This is a genomic window from Spirochaetota bacterium, assembly GCA_017999915.1.
In the GTDB taxonomy this organism is placed as follows: Bacteria; Spirochaetota; UBA4802; order UBA4802; family UBA5550; genus RBG-16-49-21.
In genome coordinates, this window is the sequence record JAGNKX010000002.1 from 62,096 (window position 1) to 80,338 (window position 18,243).

General features: G+C 56.9%; 20 protein-coding genes. All 20 read right to left on the bottom strand.

Annotated features, from left to right (window positions below):
- Window positions 1-9 precede the first annotated feature (9 nt).
- The 20 genes from KA369_04330 to KA369_04425 all read right to left on the bottom strand — a co-directional run bounded on the left by KA369_04330 (window position 10) and on the right by KA369_04425 (window position 18,182).
- Window positions 10-1,167 carry a DUF362 domain-containing protein gene (locus KA369_04330; protein MBP7735180.1) on the bottom strand — a complete coding sequence of 386 codons (1,158 nt, stop codon included), beginning with the start codon at window positions 1,165-1,167 and terminating at the stop codon, window positions 10-12.
- Window positions 1,168-1,226: 59 nt separating this feature from the next.
- Window positions 1,227-2,096, bottom strand: a complete 870-nt coding sequence (locus KA369_04335; GenBank protein ID MBP7735181.1) for a nitroreductase — start codon at window positions 2,094-2,096, stop codon at window positions 1,227-1,229.
- Window positions 2,089-2,259: a hypothetical protein gene (locus KA369_04340; protein ID MBP7735182.1), complete on the bottom strand. Its 171-nt coding sequence runs from the start codon at window positions 2,257-2,259 to the stop codon at window positions 2,089-2,091. Before KA369_04340 ends, KA369_04335 begins: the two co-directional genes overlap by 8 nt.
- A gap of 59 nt (window positions 2,260-2,318) precedes the next feature.
- Window positions 2,319-2,615, bottom strand: a complete 297-nt coding sequence (locus KA369_04345; protein ID MBP7735183.1) for a winged helix-turn-helix transcriptional regulator — start codon at window positions 2,613-2,615, stop codon at window positions 2,319-2,321.
- Between the two features lie 383 nt (window positions 2,616-2,998).
- Window positions 2,999-3,340, bottom strand: coding sequence for an STAS domain-containing protein (locus KA369_04350; GenBank protein ID MBP7735184.1), 342 nt, complete (start codon window positions 3,338-3,340; stop codon window positions 2,999-3,001).
- A gap of 42 nt (window positions 3,341-3,382) precedes the next feature.
- Window positions 3,383-4,477: a 3-dehydroquinate synthase gene (gene aroB / locus KA369_04355; protein MBP7735185.1), complete on the bottom strand. Its 1,095-nt coding sequence runs from the start codon at window positions 4,475-4,477 to the stop codon at window positions 3,383-3,385.
- A complete protein-coding gene (locus KA369_04360; protein ID MBP7735186.1) occupies window positions 4,465-4,920 on the bottom strand; it encodes an NUDIX domain-containing protein in 456 nt (151 codons plus the stop codon). Before KA369_04360 ends, aroB begins: the two co-directional genes overlap by 13 nt.
- Window positions 4,910-5,668, bottom strand: a complete 759-nt coding sequence (gene rnc, locus KA369_04365; GenBank protein ID MBP7735187.1) for a ribonuclease III — start codon at window positions 5,666-5,668, stop codon at window positions 4,910-4,912. Before rnc ends, KA369_04360 begins: the two co-directional genes overlap by 11 nt.
- A 29-nt stretch (window positions 5,669-5,697) precedes the next feature.
- A complete protein-coding gene (gene acpP / locus KA369_04370) occupies window positions 5,698-5,943 on the bottom strand; it encodes an acyl carrier protein (GenBank protein ID MBP7735188.1) in 246 nt (81 codons plus the stop codon).
- 194 nt (window positions 5,944-6,137) lie between these two features.
- Window positions 6,138-6,329, bottom strand: a complete 192-nt coding sequence (rpmF, locus tag KA369_04375; GenBank protein ID MBP7735189.1) for a 50S ribosomal protein L32 — start codon at window positions 6,327-6,329, stop codon at window positions 6,138-6,140.
- 268 nt (window positions 6,330-6,597) lie between these two features.
- On the bottom strand, window positions 6,598-7,308 hold the full coding sequence (locus KA369_04380; GenBank protein MBP7735190.1) for a tetratricopeptide repeat protein: 711 nt from the start codon (window positions 7,306-7,308) through the stop codon (window positions 6,598-6,600).
- 3 nt (window positions 7,309-7,311) lie between these two features.
- On the bottom strand, window positions 7,312-8,982 hold the full coding sequence (locus tag KA369_04385; protein MBP7735191.1) for a S1 RNA-binding domain-containing protein: 1,671 nt from the start codon (window positions 8,980-8,982) through the stop codon (window positions 7,312-7,314).
- Window positions 8,983-9,076: 94 nt separating this feature from the next.
- A complete protein-coding gene (locus KA369_04390; GenBank protein MBP7735192.1) occupies window positions 9,077-9,748 on the bottom strand; it encodes a (d)CMP kinase in 672 nt (223 codons plus the stop codon).
- Window positions 9,745-10,617: a prephenate dehydrogenase gene (locus tag KA369_04395; GenBank protein MBP7735193.1), complete on the bottom strand. Its 873-nt coding sequence runs from the start codon at window positions 10,615-10,617 to the stop codon at window positions 9,745-9,747. Before KA369_04395 ends, KA369_04390 begins: the two co-directional genes overlap by 4 nt.
- Window positions 10,618-10,622: 5 nt before the next feature.
- On the bottom strand, window positions 10,623-11,675 hold the full coding sequence (gene pheA / locus KA369_04400) for a prephenate dehydratase (GenBank protein MBP7735194.1): 1,053 nt from the start codon (window positions 11,673-11,675) through the stop codon (window positions 10,623-10,625).
- 1 nt (window position 11,676) lies between these two features.
- Window positions 11,677-12,285, bottom strand: a complete 609-nt coding sequence (scpB, locus tag KA369_04405) for an SMC-Scp complex subunit ScpB (GenBank protein MBP7735195.1) — start codon at window positions 12,283-12,285, stop codon at window positions 11,677-11,679.
- A 143-nt stretch (window positions 12,286-12,428) separates the two neighbouring features.
- Entirely contained in the window at window positions 12,429-13,205 is a 777-nt protein-coding gene (locus tag KA369_04410; protein ID MBP7735196.1) for a segregation/condensation protein A, read from the bottom strand.
- 136 nt (window positions 13,206-13,341) lie between these two features.
- Window positions 13,342-13,701 (bottom strand): response regulator, encoded by a 360-nt coding sequence (locus tag KA369_04415; protein ID MBP7735197.1) that lies wholly within the window; start codon window positions 13,699-13,701, stop codon window positions 13,342-13,344.
- A 157-nt stretch (window positions 13,702-13,858) separates the two neighbouring features.
- Window positions 13,859-14,929 carry a chemotaxis response regulator protein-glutamate methylesterase gene (locus KA369_04420; protein MBP7735198.1) on the bottom strand — a complete coding sequence of 357 codons (1,071 nt, stop codon included), beginning with the start codon at window positions 14,927-14,929 and terminating at the stop codon, window positions 13,859-13,861.
- Window positions 14,913-18,182, bottom strand: coding sequence for a chemotaxis protein CheW (locus KA369_04425; protein ID MBP7735199.1), 3,270 nt, complete (start codon window positions 18,180-18,182; stop codon window positions 14,913-14,915). The genes KA369_04420 and KA369_04425 overlap by 17 nt, the downstream gene beginning before the upstream one ends.
- Window positions 18,183-18,243 lie beyond the last annotated feature (61 nt).

Here is an 18,243-nt window from a genome sequence, read left to right on the forward strand (position 1 = left end):
ACGCGCCGGTCACCCCATGATCCACTGCAAGGAGCCGCGCTTGAGGGTGATGGCCGCCTGGGGGCAGATCTCCCTGCAGCAGTAGCAGCGGATGCACTTTTGATAATCGTAGGCCGGCACTTTTTTCTTTCCGGCGGATTCGCCGATGGCCCCGGCGGGGCATATCTTCCTGCACTGGTAGCAGAGGGTGCAGTCCCCTTCCACCGGGACCGGTCTTTCCGTGAAGATGTTTTTGAAAGCGGCGGTGTTCACCGGCCACCGCGCGCCGAAACTCGTCAGGAAGGCGTGGCCGGTGGGGACAAAATCATCGACCTTCAGGTCATTGATGGCCGCGCCCACAACCTCTATGTCGGAGGCGGACCTGACACCGAGGTCCCTGGCAAAACCGCCGGTGATAGTGGGCACCTTTTCCACTTCAAGGCCAGCCACGGCCACGGCGACCCAATCGACCGCGACGGGACTCTCGCCTATAACGATGGCCCCGATCTTCCTCGGGGTACCTGACGGCCCGGGGCCGTCCTTTTCCTGTGTGACGATGGCGTCCATGACGTGGAGTATCCGCTTTTTTTCCTCGAAGCCGTGGAGCAGCGCCTCGTTCAGGTCCAGGAGGAAATCGGAAAAAGCGGCCGGCGTCGAGGCCTTGATATGCCACCTGGACTTGTCAAGGCCGGGGATCATGCCGAAGAGGTTCTTGGTCGCGCCGGTGATATAGGTGACGCCGTGGGTCTTGAATTTCGGCAGGTTGATGATGATGTCCGCGTCAAAGAGGGCCCTGGAGATGTCAAAGCGCTTGTATTTGCCCTTTGTCTCATAGGCGAGGGTTTTCGCCTCCGATACGTCGGCTACCTCGATCCCCTGCTTCGCTATAATATCGGAGTAGTCCGATTTTTTCAGGGTCCCCTCGAGGCCGGTCATGGCCGGCGATTCGATGATGACCGGCGTCCCGCCGTTGTCCCTGACGATTTCGGCCATGGCCCCCGTAAAGGCCGGGTGCGTGGTGATGGCCTTTTCCGGCCTGGCCGGCATCAGCAGGTTCGGCTTCAGGGCAACGCGCCGGCCCCTGAAATCCCCGGGATTAAATCCTATTTTGACCAATCCCTCCTGCATCAGCTTCTTCATGGCGCCATGATCGTATTCGGGACAGGAGGCCAGGTATACTTTATTCATTGATTTTCTCCATTATTTCATCATGGCCGATCTCGTCGGCGGATATCATCACCGGGAAATTAAACTCCTCTCCAGGTGGCGATATATTCGCATTCGCCGGAGGGAAGCTCCAGCTTCGGCGCCTCAACGGCCCAGGTCCCTTTCAGCTTCAATTCGGCTGCGGCAGCCTCGAAATGATACATGGCTATGCCCATGTCCACTCGCTGGAGGTCCTCCATGCCGACGAACTTCCAGTTGCGGTTGTAATTCTTCGTGCGCTCAAGGATAAAATGGAATGCATTGCGGCCGCTTTCCCTGACGATGCGCCACGGCTGCTTGTTGGAGGCCGACGGCGCCCGGCGCAGCATTTCGAGGGGAACGCGGTAGGCGCCGGCCGATTCCCCGGAAAGGGCTGTATTGAAATCGCCGCTGAAAAAAAGCTCTTCCCACGGCTTCCGGTGCTTTGACCCCGCGCCGAAGCGCATGATCGAATCGAGGAGACCAGGCTTATCCGCGGAATAACCCGTGGCTATGACGGCGGGAAGCGCCTCACCCTCTCCGAGGGAAATGGCCCGCCCGAACCCGCTTTTGCGGAAGGTGCCGCCCAGCCAGCAGGTTCCGAGGCCGAGGCCGGTGGCATGGAGGACTATCCCCTCGAGGAGATACCCGTAATCCTCCAGGTAGCGGTCACTCTTCCCGATCGCCCCGACGATGAACCCGGCAGGGTTCCTGATGATTCCATATGTGCCGAGCTCCTTCAGGGACGCCGTATCTTCACCGGAGGCAGCGACGAGCTTGAACCGCGCCGTTCCGCCGAAGGGACCCGCCAGGTTCCGCGCCAGGTATTTGTCCATCATGTCCCGGTGCTCGCCGCTGATCGGTTCCTTCCGGTAGGTCCTGTTGGCGTACCGCTCGCCGATTATCTCTGTCATGCTTCTTTTACTATCCATTCTGAATCCCTCCCATGGCGTAAACATCGGCGGGACGCACGGAAGTTTGATACACTTCCCTGGTGATCTCCAGTATTTCCATCAGGGCCAGGCTCACTCTTTCAATGGGATAATTCCCCGGCTGTTTCAGTATTTCAACGATTCTTCTTGTCTGCTCGTTCATGCTATCCTCCATTTTACACTTTCATAAGTATCGAATTGTATCATAAAAAAATTTTACTTTTAATGCTTTATTGAAAGCATGGCATTGACTTCATCGATGGTGTCTTCAATAATATGGGCCACCAGGAATTTTCCCTTCCGCTCGGTTGATATGAGGCCGGCATCGGCCAGCTCTTTTAGATGATGTGATATGGTCGGTGCGCCGATATTGAACGAGCACATGACATCGCTCACAAGGCATTCCCTGTGCTCTGTCTCAAAGCTCGCTTCGCACTTCTTCAATATCTCGAGGTAAAGCTCGAGACGATTCGGATTTGATAGGGCCTTCATGACCCTGGCCATTTGCTTGGTATCCATAGGATTTATCAATATTTTTTCATTTCGACAACTATCAAAGTATCATAATTATTTAAAAAAGTCAAGGCCCTCCACCTATTTTTTTTAATGAACGATAAAATTTTTCATAATAATTGCATACGCTGGGTGGTGTAAAAATGCAGTCCAGTAAAAGAATTATTATTCGCGGTGGGTTCATCAGCGAGTAGGCGACAGGGACGTCGCCGATTCCGCCGAGTCAACATGGTGCGCTGGACAGGATGTCCGAGTGCAGAGCCGCGACAGGACGTCGCATTTGGCTCTGCTTATACGAGGCGGACGAGCGATGAACCCCCGCGAATAATTCATCATAAAAATCTTCTCAAATCGAATATCTTTTCAAGCGGGTATATAACTTAGTTTTTTCACGTGAAAAATTTTATTTTCATCTTCGCCTCATCGATGCTCTGGGCGAAAATCAGGTAATTATACACCCCCAGGGTCTCCGCCATCTTGAGGAGCTCCTTTTCCGGCCAGAGGATGATGACCCGCTTGTCATGGTCCTTGGCGAAGAAGGAAACATCCACCAGGGCGTTCATGCCCGCGGACGTGATGAGGGTCACGTTCTCGAAATTGATGATCAGGCTCTCGCGCTCCGCAACCTGTCGTACGATGGACTTGAAGGTCTCGATCGTGTCGGCCGTGAGGCTGCCGCTCACGACAAGTACCTTGACGCCTTCTATTTCGTTGATGGAATAATTCAGCATTGCCGACCTTTTATCACTGCCATGACCGGGACCCCCGCCCGGCTACTGGCCAAGGATCTCTTTCATGACGCCCTTGAGCAGATCCGGGGGTATCCGCTGATTAATAAGGGGCCTGCCAAGGCCTTTGAGCAAGACAAAATTAATGGCCCCGGCGAAATTTTTCTTGTCGTACTCCATGTGGCCGATGACGCCGTCCGGGTCGAGACCCCACCGCCGCCGGATCAATCCGTACCGCTCGATGAGGGCCCGCACCCGCCCGGCCTCCTCGTCGGAAAGAAAACCAAGGCGCCGGGAAATCTCCGTCGTGACGCGCATCCCCGCGGCCACCGCCTCTCCGTGGGAGACGCCCCGGTACCCCAGGTGCGACTCGATGGCATGGCCGACGGTATGGCCGAAATTCAGGATGGCCCGGAGGCCGCTTTCCCTCTCGTCCCGCTCTACGACCCCTGTTTTAAAGGATACGGACCGGGCCACCAAGTCCGCGACCGCCGATTCGTCCCTGATCGAGGCGGGGTCGTTGCGCTCCAGGAGCCCCAGGGTGGTATCCTCGCCTATCAGGCCGTGCTTCAGCGCCTCGGAAAGACCGTTCCTGAACTCCTCGTCGGGAAGCGTCCCGAGGAACCTCACGTCGCTCACGACCAGCCTCGGCTGGTGGAAGAGGCCCGCGATGTTCTTGCCCACGGACAGGTTCACCGCCACCTTGCCGCCGAGGCTCGAATCGACCATGGCCAGGAGGGTCGTCGGTACGTGCACCACCGGCACGCCGCGCATGTACAGGCCGGCGCAGAACCCGGCGAAGTCACCCGTCACGCCGCCGCCTATGCCGATAACGGCCGACCGGCGGTTCATCTTCCCGCCGATGAACTTCTCCAGAAATTCCTCGGCGCGGCCGTAGCTCTTGTTCTCCTCGCTGTCCTCATAGAGCATGAGATCGCACCGGTCGCCCAGGACGGACAGGGACTCGTCGATGTAATCGCGGTGCAGGCCATAGACGCGGAAGCTCGCCACCACAGCCACGCGCTCGAAGCCCGCCATCTCAGGCCGGGCCAGCGACGCGGGCAGGATCGAGCTCCCGATGAGGACATCGTAGGAATGGGCCCCCGCCCTGGCGGTAATGGCACGCGTCATTTCACCCATATGCTGCCCAGGTAATAATCGTGTTCTCTCCCGTCCAGCACCTTCTCCAGCAGTGCGTTGACAGGGGGATAAATCCGCATCGAGGAAAGCTCTTCTTTCCTGAAAAAACCGTAATCATGGAGGCGTCGCTCCTTTCCGATCCGGTATTCGCCGTCCCGGTGGCTGCAGTTGAAGGATATGTTCAGTATGTGCCGCCTCCCCAGGGGATCGATGGAATCGCACATGAACGCCGGCTTGCCGACGTCGATCCCTACCCCGAGCTCTTCCCTGAATTCCCGGCAGAGAGCCTCGGTGAGGGATTCGCCTCGCCGGACGCCGCCTCCGGGCAGGAGCCAGTAAATGTCGTTTTTTTTCCTGTGGGCTATCAGCAGGAGGGAGCCGTCCCGGACGATGATGCCGGCTACCCGGACCGTAACGCTTCTCTTGAAAGGGTCAAATATCAATGTCACCGTCCTCGATTTTCTTCAGCGATGCCCGGGCCGCGTTCATCTCGGCCTTCCGCTTGCTGGGGCCTTCGCCGGTAACGATCTCCCGGCCGTTGATGACGAGCCTTACGGTGAATTCCTTCATGTGATCCGGCCCCCGCTCATTGATGACCTGGTACACGGGCCGCTCCTTGTATTTCTTCTGTACGTATTCCTGGAGCGCTGTCTTCGGATCGCGCAGGTAGGTGAGGTTGTTCACGCTGTCTATCTCGTCCCGGAGCAGGGAGAGGACGAAGGTGCGGCTCGTCTTGAGCCCCGAATCGAGGTACACTGCGCCGATGATCGCCTCGAGGGTGTTCGCCAGGATGGAGGGACGCCCCCTGCCCCCGCTGTGCTCCTCTCCCTTTCCCATGAGGATATAATCGCCGAGGGCCATCCCCCCGGCTATCTTCGCGAGGGTGGCCTCGGAAACCACGGCGGACTTTATCTTGGCGAGCTTCCCTTCACGGTACTCCTCGAACACCTTGAAAAGATATTCGTTCACCACCAGGCCGAGGACTGAATCACCCAGGTATTCGAGGCGCTCGTTGTCCCTGACCGTTCTTCCCGATTCGTTAACGTAGGACCGGTGGGTCACGGCCCGCATGAGGAGGCTTTTATTCTTGAATTTTACTCGCAGGGTCTTTTGAAGCCGGTCAATGTTCCTGTTTTCGATCTTCTTTTGTTTCCGGTGGTCTTCTGATGTATGGCTCTGTTCCCGTCCCATGCGATTCCATCGGTCCCGCGGCGCGGGCCCTATTTCTGATTTTCGATGCGCGACTCCAGAAACTTGACGACATCGTCGACCTTCTGGAATCCCTCGGCGTCCTTTTCGGAGATGTCCAGCTTAAACTCCGCCTCAAAGGCCATCACCAGCTCGACTGAATCGATCGAATCCGCGCCGAGGTCGTCGACGAACATGGCGTCGTGCGTAATCTGCTCTTCATCCACGTTGAGCTGTTTCATTATGATCTTCTGTACACGTTCAAACACAGTCGCCATGATATTCCTCCCAGACTGATAAAAACCGGCATGGAAAAGGTATCCGCCACCATGCTATTCTTATGGGTGAACACAAAATTGTCAAGCAATTGTGCAATGATATGCGTTTCTGTTAACGTGGGGTTTAAACCCCACGCACGAAAAAAGGGATGCCGCGGGGCATCCCTTTCCTGATGATATCGATACGCTGGATATTATTCCTTGATCTTGACCTTTTTTTCAACGATGATCTCTCCCTTATACGAACCGCACTCGGGACATACCCTGTGGGGAAGCACGTAAGCGCCGCACTTCGGGCAGGGACGCAGATTGGGAGCGCCGATCGCGTCGTGGGATCTTCTCATTCTCGACTTCGACTTGGATTTTCTTCTCTTTGGTAATGCCACGGTAAAACTCCATAGTTACTTATTATCTATACTGTATATAAATCGGTCTTCCACTTGTATTGCAGCCTTCCACCGCCTTCGCCGGGGGAAGGCGCTTTTTACATGCGAAATAACGATTTCTTATCGGTATAATAGCACGTTATCAGGGATTTTCAATATTTTGCCGGAATTCTGTCAAGATATTTTTTAACAGTATCGCGGAAAGATCCCCTCCGGGCTCCGGTGCGCGGGCAGCTTCAACGGCCCCGTCCGCCGGCCTGTCCCGCCCTCAGAGAGCTCCCAGCATGAAAAGGCGCTTCCGCGCCTGCTGCGCGTAGGCCGATTCCGGGAAGGACGCTATCACCTTGTTGTAATAACTGCGCGAGTTGACCAGGTCCTTCTTCTTTGCGTACACGCGGGCTGCATTAAAAAATATCTGGTCGGCGATGATGCTGTCGCCATAACGGTCTTCCAGGCGCCTGTATATCTCGAGGGCTCCCTTGAGGTCGCCGGTCTCTTCAAGGGCTATGGCCGCCTTCAGGAGCGCCAGGGGGGCCAGGGTCGTCTTGGGCGCCTTGTCCGCGTACCGCACCAGATTCGCGTGAGCCTCCTTGTATTCTTTCCGGCCGTAGAGGATGTTCCCCAGCGCGTAATATGCCATGGTGCGGGTAAAACCGAAATAGGTGGAATCGACGAAGCTCTTCAGCTCCTTGACGACGCCGTTGACCTTTTCGGTGTCCCCGGCGGATGAAAACGCGCCGTAATCATCCATGATTTTTTCAAAACGCTTCTCGTTCCGGGTGTTCACGGTGTCGACGGCAACGATGATCCCAATGGCGACGACGCAGGCGGCTACCAGGCCGATGACGGAATAGAGGACGATATTCTTATTCTTCCGCACGAGCTCCTTCGCGTCCATGAGGAACCGCTCGATGACGTTGCGTTCGATCTCGATTGTTTTCGTTTCGCGTTCGGGTCTGGTGCGCGGTTTCCGGGCCATTGATTATTTGTTCTCCAGGTTTATGTTGACAAAATCTCCCAGCGTGACGGTGCTCGGCCTCGTCCCCTTCATTATCTTTTCAAGCTCTTCCTTCTCCGAGGCCGACTCGAAGCTCTTGATGCTGAGGGAAAGCCGTTTCTTTTCCACGTCGACGTCGAGAACGACGGCGCTGACGGCGTCGCCGATCTTGAAATGCTCTTCAAGTTTTTCGATCCGCTTTCTCGAAACCTCGGATATGTGAACGAGGCCCTCGATTTCTCCTTCAAGCTTCACGAAAAGTCCGAAGAGGGTGATCCCGGAAACGGTCCCTTCCACCCGGGTCCGCGGAGGATACTTCTGCCTGATCTCCTCCCAGGGCGACCTGGTCAGGTGCTTGATGCCGCAGGCTATCTTCATGTCGCTTTTGTTGATATCCAGTATCTTGATCTCCACCTCGTCGCCCACCGCGTAGGTGCCGGGAACGCTCTTGACGCTGTCGTCCCACGAGATATCGGAGGTGTGGACAAGGCCGTCTATTCCGTCTTCGAGCTCGACGAACATGCCGAACTTCACGATCTTTTTTATCTTCTTGCGGTGAACCGATCCGACCGGGAACCGCTCGTCGATGGTGTCCCAGGGGTTGGTCCTGAGCTGCTTGTAGCCCAGGGTCAGCTTCCGGTCCGCCTGGTTGATGTCGAGGACCATGAAGTCGTAGGTCTCGCCCTTGACCAGCATGTCCTTCGCGTTGAAGCTGTTCTTGTTCCAGGTGAGGTCCGCGTTGTTGACGAATCCCTCGATCCCGTCGGTGATCTCCACGAAGGAGCCGTGGTTCGTCAGGGTGACGACCCTTCCGGAAACCCGGTCGCCCTGCTTGTATCGCTCGTTTATCGTTATCCACGGATCTTCCGCCAGCTGCTTCAGTCCGAGGGAAATGCGGCGGTCCGCGCGGTTGATGTCGAGTATGACGAATTCCTGCTCCTTGCCCAGCTTCAGCACTTTCCGCTGCTTGAAGACCTTCTTCCACGACATGTCATTGCGGTGCAGAAGCGCGTCAAGGCCTTCCACGCGGACGAAGATGCCGAATTCGACGTACTTGACGCCCTCGCCCTTGACAACGTCGCCGGCCTTGTACTTGGACGTGAAGCTTTCCCACCGCGCCTCCAGCTCCTCGTCGAGGAATTCCTTGCGCGACAGCACGATCGATTTCTTCTTCTTGTCGATGCTCTTTATCTTGAATTCATATTCCGTGTCGGATTCGTTCTTGTTCTTCAGGTCCGCGGTGAGGGAAAAGGGAAGGAAGGCGATGACGCCGCTGCAGTCCACGAGCTTGCCCTTGTTGATGGAGCTTTTTATTTTCCCCATGATCGTCTTGTGGCCCTCGTTGTACCAGTCCATGAACTTCTTCCAGTAAAGCTCCGCGCTGGCCGAGTTCTTGGAAAACTGCAGCATCCCGTCGATCATCCGCTTGTTCTGGAGCATCACCGGCACCATGTCGCCGATGCCCGGCTTTTCCTCGAACTCGTGGAGAGGGATCCTGCCGTCGGACTTGGTCCCGACGTTCACGTAGGCGTATTCGCTGTCGATGGTCACGATCTCGCCCTGAACGATCATTCCGGGCTGGATCTCATCCATGGTAGAATCCGCCACATGTTCCATGTCTATGTTTTCATTTATTTCAGGGGTGAGATTCTCCATAGTGTTCCATCCTGACATGTAGATAGTGAGACCGGGCAACGGCCGCCGTCGATTTTCCGGCGGCTACCCTCGTGTGCCGCGGCCCATTCCGGTTTCACCGAATTTGAAGAACGAGTTCCTTGATGCGGTTGATCACCTGATCCATCGGCATGTCTGAAGTATCAATATATACTGCATCGCGCGCCCGGACCAGCGCCCCGAAAGGCCGCCGAGTGTCCTGTTCATCACGCTGTATAATCTGTTTTTTGATTAGATTTTCGTCAACATTTTTTCCCAATTCCCGGTACTCTTTAATGCGGCGCCCAGCCCGCACTTCCACCGAGGCGTCAAGGTAAATCTTCAGGTCGGCGTCCGGGAACACCACGGACCCTATGTCCCTCCCGTCCATGATTATGGAATCTTCCCGCGCCCAGGTCCGCAGCATGGCGTTGACATGGCCCCGGACATCACGGTCGTCAGAAATGATGCCGATGTTGCGCGCTATCTCCTCGTCCCGTATCAGCCGCGTCACGTCCGTGCCGTTCACGCAGGTCAGCGATGAGCCGTCCGGAAGGAACTCCTGCCTGATATCCATACCCGCTATATCGGGGGTGAAGGCGAAATCCTTCGCCACGCTCCCGTCGCGCTTCAGCACGTACCACGTGATGGACCGGTATATGGCGCCGGAGTCTATGTATTTGATCCCCAGGGCGACGGCCGCCTGGCGCGATACGCTGCTCTTGCCCGATCCGGCGGGGCCGTCGACGGCAACCACGATCTTTTTCATTGGCTCAAACCATCCCTGATTTTTTTAGCCGCGGCAAAATAATCATGGACCGGGCCGCCGGTCCCGGCTTCATCGATTACCGCCTTTAGCCGCTTCAGCTCTCCGATCATGACCTCGATCGACGCGGATATGTTGCCGCGATTCTGAAGCACGATGTCGCGCCACATGTCCGGGGAGCCGGCCGAGATGCGCGTCGCGTCACGGAAGCCGTTCCCGATGAAGGCGCCGATGCCGCAGGCCGGGTCGTGGGCCGCGCGAAAATCGTCGAAGACCGCCACCAGGGCGCTGGCGACCAGGTGCGGCAGATGGCTGGTGTAGGTAACGAGGAGATCGTGCTCCTCCGGCGAAACCGTGACGGTCCGCGCCCCGAGGGACTCCCAGAACCGCGCCACCTGGCCGACATCCTCCGGCCGGTTGCCGCCGTGGGGGGTGATGATGACGGAGGAGCCATTGTAGAGGTCGGGACGGCCCGAATCATACCCGGTCTTCTCGGAGCCCGCCATGGGGTGGCACCCGATGAACTGCCCTGCCCGGTCGAGCCTCCCGATCTCCCGCATGATGACATCCTTGACACTGCCCACATCGATCACGATGGTCCGGGGGTCCAGGTCTCCGGCGGTGAGTATTTTCCCGATGATTTCCACCGACGAGTCCACCGGCGTCGACACCACCGCCAGATCCACTCCGGATAGGGATATCCGGTCAAAGGCGCCGATCGAGTCCACGAATTTTTCGGCGAGGGCCGGTTCCAGCCTGGCCGCATTGCGGCCGTAGGCGGCAATGAAAATCCCCGGATCGATTTTTTTCAGGGCCCGGCAGATCGATCCTCCCAGCAGTCCCAGGCCGAATATGGCTACTTTGTTGAACAATGACGTCACTGCCTGCCTATCGGATACGACCCGAGTATCTTGAGAAAGATCGTCTCGTTCTTCACCTTCCCGAGGGCCTTCCGGACCGTGTCGTCCTCCGCGTGCCCCAATATGTCGATGAAGAAATTATACTCCCACATCTTCTTCTTATCGGGACGCGACTCGATCTTCGTCATGTTGATGCCGGCCTCGCTGAACGGCTTCAGGAGATCGAGGAGCGCTCCCGGCCTGTCCTTGACGGCGCACACCAGGGAGGTCTTGTCGTTGCCGGTCGGCGCGGCGGGCTTCCTGCCGACGAGGAAAAACCTGGTGAAGTTCTGCCGCGAATCCTCGATCATCGTGGCCAGTGTGTTCAGCGTGTAGATCTCACCGGCCAGGCCCGAGGCAATGGCCGCGGCCCCGTCCTCCCCGGCGGCGATCTCTGCCGCCCGCGACGTCGAATCCACGCTGACGATCTCCGCGGAGGGCAGGTTCGCCCTTATCCAGGCCTTGCACTGACCCAGGGTCTGCGGATGGGAGTATACTTTTTTCACGGCGGAAATCCCGCTCGCCCGCGACAGCAGGCTGTAGGTCACGCGCACGTACTGCTCCGCCATGATCGATAGGGTCGTTTCCATGAGCTCGTCCAGGGTGAAGGTGACGGCGCCCTCGGTGCTGTTCTCGACGGGCACCACGCCGTAGCCCGCCGATCCGGCCTCGACCTGGAGGAACACGTCCTGTATGGTGCGCTGGGGCAGCTTGGCGATGGCTTCGCCGAAGAGGCCCCTGACGGCGATGGCCGTAAAGGTCCCCTCCGGCCCCAGGAAGGCCACCCTGACCGGGGCGATGGCGGCCATGGAGGCCGTCAGGATGTCGGTGTACACCCGCTTGATGGTCTCGCCGGAAAGGGGCCCGGCGTTGCATGAATCGATGAGATCGTAGAGCCTGCTCCTTTCCTCCGGCGCGAAGGAGTCTTCTCCGGTCCGCGCCCGGAGCCGCTCCATGTACAGCTCGCTCCGCCGCGAGATCAGGCCGATGATCTCCCTGTCGATCCTCGCGATGTCGTCATGGTCGGCCATGTCATTCGTCCCAGTTCAAAGAGAATTCCTTAATCTCCGAAAGCTTCGGCAGGTCCGATAGCTTGTTCAGTCCGAAATAACGCAAAAACTCGTTGGTCGTTCCGTAGGCCAGGGGACGGCCCGGCAGCTCCTTGCGCCCCACCGGCTTGACCAGGGTCCGCTCCATCAGCTTCACCACCATCATCCGGGACGAAACGCCCCGGAGCTCGTCGATCTCCGCCAGCACGATGGGCTGCTTGTAGGCGATAATCGAAAGGGTCTCCAGCATTCCCTTGGAGAGCCCTTCACGTTTCCTGACCCCGATGACGCGCCGCAGCTGCTCGCCATACCGCTCACTCGTGACGAACTGGTATCCCTTGGCGATCTCCTGGAGCTTGATGCCGCCGTCACGGTCCTCGTATTCGTCGACCAGCGTGTCGAGGAGTATCTTGGCGTGGGTCTGATCGATGGAAAAGCTGTTCACGAAAAACGCGAGGGGCACCGGCTCGTTGCTCAGAAAGAGCACCGCTTCCAGCAATCCCTTGATGACATCGTCATCCTTATGGCTGTCATCGGGACCGGCTTCCCCGCCGTTCTGCCCGATGACGTCGTCTTTTATATCCTGTGACATGTTGCTATTTGTTCCCTGCGAATAATTCATCCCTCCCCCTCGATGGGGGAGGCGAGGTGGGGGTGAATTGATTATCACCCTCCCCCCTGCCCCTCCCATCAAGGGAGGGGTGATTACACCTGCATCGTATAGTCATATGCCGCTTACGCCGGAGCCGGAGCCGGAGCCGCATGCTTCACGATGCGGATGGTACCGAAAACCTTATGCTGGAGCAGCTTGATGATCCTCGTTCTCGCCAGCTCCAGTATGGCCATGAAGGTCACCACGATCTCGATCCGCGACGGCTTCGCCGTAAAGATATCGGGAAACTGTATGACATCCGCCTTGTCCAGCATGTTCTTGATATGCTCAATCCTGTCGCTCACCAGTATCTCGTCAAATACAATTTCCTTCTCGTCGACTTCCTTCTGCGACTGGATGACCTCCGCGAAGGCCTTCAGCAGGTCAAAGAGCGACACATCGCCGTAATCGTCGATTTCGATGATCTCCTCGATCCTGTTCTCCCTTGTGTACCGGTTCGCGCTGGTCTCGAACTCCTCCATGAGCCTCCGCGAGGCGTTCTGGAACTTCTTGAACTCCAGCAGCTTCTGGACCAGCTCGGGGGGAAGGGGCGGCACGAAATATTCATCCTCGATCTGGCCCGCCGGAAGCAGGGCGCAGCTTTTATAATACAGGAGCTCCGACGCCATCCGGATGAAATCCGTGGCGATGCGGACGTTCAGCTTCTCCATGACCTTGAGGTAGCCTAGGTACTGCTCGGTGATGTGGGATATGGTGATTTCCGTTACATCGATCTTTGCCTTTTTAATCAGGTCCCAGAGCAGATCCAGGGGCCCCTCAAAGTTATCGATATGGATGATGGGATTATTCTCGGGGCTTTCGCCCGGTTCCGCTTCAATTTTATCTTCAGTATCGCTCATAGTGTCAACGCAGTGCACAGGATGTTTCCGGGGGGTGTTGCAAAGACCCCCGGATCCACAGGCCTTCACGCAAAAAACCCCTCTTTATGGAGGGGTTTTTTATATAACCGATAGGTATTATGTCAATCAGTTTATTTCAGGCAAGTGCCTTCTCCGCCGCTTTCTGGAGCCGCTCGGGCGGAAAGGGCTTGACCACGAAGTCCCTGACACCGAGCTTGATGGCCTTGGTAAGAAGGTTTTCCTGGCCCAGCGCCGTTACCATGATTATCCTGGCGTTCGGGTCCTGGCGGAGAATCTCCTCCGCGGCCTCGATCCCGTCCTTTTCACGCATCGTGATATCCATGGTGACCAGGTTCGGCTTCAGCCGCTTGTATAACTCGATAGCCTCATTACCGTTCTCGGCTTCGCCGATGATCTCATGACCGGCGGGAACCAGGGCGTCTTTAACGAGGGTCCTCATGAATTTTGCGTCGTCTACTATCAAAATGGTCGCCATGCACCTACCCCATTTACTGTGTCGTCATACGGACGAGAAAAATTATAGCTAGATATTCAAATTTTCGTACTTTTGTCGTTCCGATAATAGATAAAATATTACCATAAACTTAAAAAAGCAACAAAAAAACAATACACAATCATAATACAGTACCGTGTTAAATATATTCAACAATTTTTTTTGGAATTTCCGATAAAGGGACAACATCATCGATTCCGCCCTTTTCCACCGCCACCCGGTTCATGCCATACACAACGGATGTTTCCTCGTTCTGGGCTATTGTTTTACCGCCGGTTTTCTTTATCCTGGTGATCCCGTCCGCTCCGTCCCGTCCCATCCCGGTCATGATCACGGCAACCGTGTTCTTCCCGGCAGTATCGGCCAGGGAATTGAATAGCACGTCAATGGAGGGCCGGTGTCCGCTCACCTTTTCCCCGTCGAAAACCCTGACATAGCGGTTGTTATTCTTCTCCTCCAGGGCTATATGCTTGTTCCCTGGGGCCACGAAGGCGCACCCGGGCAGCACCTGGTCCATGTCCTGGGCCTCTTTCACCTTCAGCTGGGACATCAGGTCAAGCCGCTCGGCGAAGGCCTTGGTGAACCCTTCAGGCATGTGCTGCACCACCAGGATCGACGAGGGAAAATCGGGCGGGATGTTCGTAAACACCTGTATGAGGGCCGCCGGCCCTCCCGTCGATGTGCCGATCCCGACGATCCGGGTACTGGCTGTTTTTTTCAGGATCGGAGCCGCCGCTTTTATGTCCGCCCTGACGGCCGGCGCTCCGGCCGGTCTTTTATCGACCGGCGTCTCCTTGCTGTCGACCTTCGATTTGCTTACCGACTTGACCTTCGTGCGAAGCAGCTCGCTGATATCATTCAGCGACAGGGAGACCATCGATGACGGCTTTGGAATGAAATCGACGGCGCCGTATTCCAGGGCCTTGAATGTCTCCTCCGCCCCGTGCTTGGTGAACACGCTCAGCATGATGACCGGTTTCGGGTTCGTCGCTATTATGGTCCTCAAGGCAGTGAGCCCGTCCATGACGGGCATCTCGATGTCCATGGTGATGACGTCCGGGTTCAACTCCTTCGCCAGCTTGACGGCCATTTCGCCGTTGTCCGCCGCCCCGATGACCTTGATCATGGGATCGCTTTCAAGGCTGTCGGTTACGATCTTCCGTACAAGAGTTGAATCGTCGACTACCAGTACCTTAATTTGACCCGACATTGGTCCTCATGCGCTCAACAATGATCTTAAGTGAATCGGCCTCGGGAAGAAGAAGGAGGTTCCCGATGATCTTGTCATTCTCGAAAAAGAACGCCGTATCCATGATTACCGCATAGTCGCTCAGCATGTTATGAAGAACGAGTATCGAATCAATGACCGACTGAAGATAGTCGTGCACTATGGTGGGCAGGCCCGCCCGTATGACCAGGTTCGATTTCTCGGCAATTACGTTGATGACCGCCGCCCCGACGATGTTGGTCAGCTCCTGGAGCGCCGATTGTCCGTCCTCGTTGAATTCATGGGTCGTTTTCGAGGCGAGGCCGTACAGGAGATCCACCACCTCGAAGCCGATGGTTTCCTTGAATATGAAGAGCACGGTGCCGCGCGTATCGCCCAGTATGGGCATCATGATGCCCATGTAAACGCTGTCGACATCGCCGATATGCTTGGGGATCTGCTCGATGGGCATGACCGACACTTCCGGGATCGACAGGTCGATCTGCTTGTTCAGTATCTTCGAAAGGGACTCGGCCGCATTGGCCGCCCCGATGTTCGCGACGAGCTGGAATTCACGCAGCTCGTCCTGCGTGAGCGAAATGGATTCGGCCATGTGTTCCGAGGGCGCCCCGGTCCCGGTCGTCGTCTTTATGCTTTCGCGCAGCTCATCCCTGAACTCGTCAAGGGCCCTGGTGACCCTCTGCCCGATCTTTGCGTCGGTCTCCGGGGACTCCTCCCGGGCGGGGGGCGCGGGCTGTTCGGCGAACATGTGAATGCGGCGATCGGTCCCGGGCCCCGAGGTGATGGATGAAGGCTTGTCCGCCGTCACCGGCTTTTTCTCTTCGACGACCGGCGCCTCCGGTTTCTGCGCTTCCGGTGCCTTCGGCTCGGTGAAGAGCATAGCGCCCGATTTGCGCTCAACGGCCGGCGCGGCTTCCCGGACGGCGGCCCTCCCGGCGGGTTCCTTCGCCTTGACCAGGTCCTCCTCCTCCACTTCTTCTATATCCGCCTCGTCCGCCTCGATAACGCGCTTGCGGTCGTATCGCGTCATCTTGTCCTGCTCGGTGATAACCTTGTTTATCATCGACGAGATATCAAGGATAAGGCATATGCTTCCATCGCCGAGGATCGACGCCCCGGCCAGGCCTTCAACGGTCTTGTAATTCTGCTCGAGGGACTTGATGACGATCTCCAGCTTGCCCTCGAGGTAATCGACGATGAGGCCGATCTTGCGGGTGCCGAAACCGACGACCACGACCGGCATCTTGTCGTCAGGGCCGAGGGCGCTTTCCAGGTTGATGAACCGCGACAGGCGCAGCAGGGAGAGGATCTCGCCCCTGAGGTTGATGACCTCGTGCCCCTCTATGGTCGTGATGTCCGATTGCGATATCTTGATGGTCTCGATGACGTCGGTCAGCGGAATAGCGTACATCTCGTTGCGGACCTTCACCATGATGGCGGGAATGATCGCCAGGGTTATCGGAAAAGAAAGCACGAAGCGCGTCCCCATGCCCATCTCCGTCTCGATGGACACCGAGCCGTTCAACTCGCTCACGATCTCCTTCACGACATTCATGCCCACGCCGCGTCCGGAAATGTCGGTTATCTTCTCGGCCGTCGAGAAGCCCGGCGTGAAAATGTAGTTGTATATGTCAGTATCGTCCATGGCCGCGATCATCTCCGGCGTTGCAAGGCCCATGGCGACGGCTTTCCGCTTGATATGGTCCAGATTGAGGCCGCGGCCGTCGTCGCTCACGTCGACGAAGATCTGGTTGCCGCTCTGGTAGGCGTTCAGGGTGATGTGGGCCATTTCAGATTTGCCCAGCCTCTTTCTCTCGTCGACCGTCTCGATGCCGTGGTCGGCGGCGTTGCGCAGGAGATGCAGGAGAGGCTCGCCGATGGAATCGATGACTTTCTTGTCGAGCTCGGTGTCCTCGCCCTTGATGGTGAGCTCAACCTCCTTGTTGAACTCCTTGGCAAGGTCCCGCACCAGGCGGCGAAAACGGGTAAAGACCTGGCCGATGGGGACCATCCTCGTCTTCATGATGCCGCTCTGCAGGTCCTTGGCGATGCGCGACATCTGTTCCATGCGGCTCTTGAACTCGTTGATGATCGATTTTTCCTCGCTGATCTTCCGCATCTCCTCGTAAAGCTTGAAGAATCCCGAGTTGGCTATGACCAGCTCACCGACATTGTTCAGCAGCAGGTCCAGCTTGTCGATGGAGACCTTCACGGTCTTGAGCATCGCGACCTTTTTCTTTCCCTCTTTATCGGCGCCCCTGACGCCGGCATGCTCCGCCTCGGCGCCTTCCTCTTCGTCCTCGTCCTCATCAACGGCTTCCTCCACCTCTTCATCGGCGGATTCCTTCAAGTCCGGAACCGAGGCGGACGCGGCTTTCCCCTCCTCCGCCTCTGCGCCCTGGTCGCCGTAAAAGGATTCGCTCTCGCTGAAACTCAGCACCATCTTGTCGTCCTTCCTGGTGAGGCGGATGGTGCGAATGTCGATCCGGTGTATCAGGTCCAGGTTGGCGGCGCGGCGTATTTCGTCATTGGACTGCTCCGTGATGATAACGATCTTGACGACATTGTTGACGCTGTCGTCGCCCATGTCCTCCATGGAGGGGAAGGTTGTCACGATCTCGCCCATCTTGCCCAGGTTGTTGACGACCAGCTGGGCCTTGACCCATTTCATCTGGGCCTTGTCGTCGATGAACACGGTCACCTCGCAGCATGACCGGCCGGATTCCAGGCCGCTCTTTATCCGTGACCGCATCTCCCCGTCGAGGATTGTCTTGGGCACCTCGTAACTGGTCTTGCCGTCGGTGACGATCTCCGGGACCGCCTTCTTCTCGGGTTTCTTCGGCTTAACGGATTTATCACAGATGGCCTTGATGTCGTCGATGAGCCATTTCAGATCCTGCTCCGGCTTCTCGCCCGACGCTACGGTGTCGATGACATTGCGGATTTCGTCGAAGCATTTGAATATGATGTCTATGATCTCGGAGGTGATGCCCATGCTGCCGTCCCTGATGCCCTGGAGAAGGTTCTCCATCATGTGGGCCAGGTCGCTGAGCTCGTTGAGGCCGACGAAGGCGGCGGAGCTTTTCAGTGAATGGGCGGCGCGGAAAATATTATTTATAATTTCAAGATTATCCGGATTTTTCTCCAGTTCCAGGAGATTCTGATTCAATTCCTGGAGCTGTTCATCAGCCTCTTCGAGAAAAATATCCTGGTATTCGCCAAGAGAAAAAGCCATAATCGATCTCCACGATTTCAATTACCAGGCGGTACTGATTACCGCCTGGGATCGGAGATAC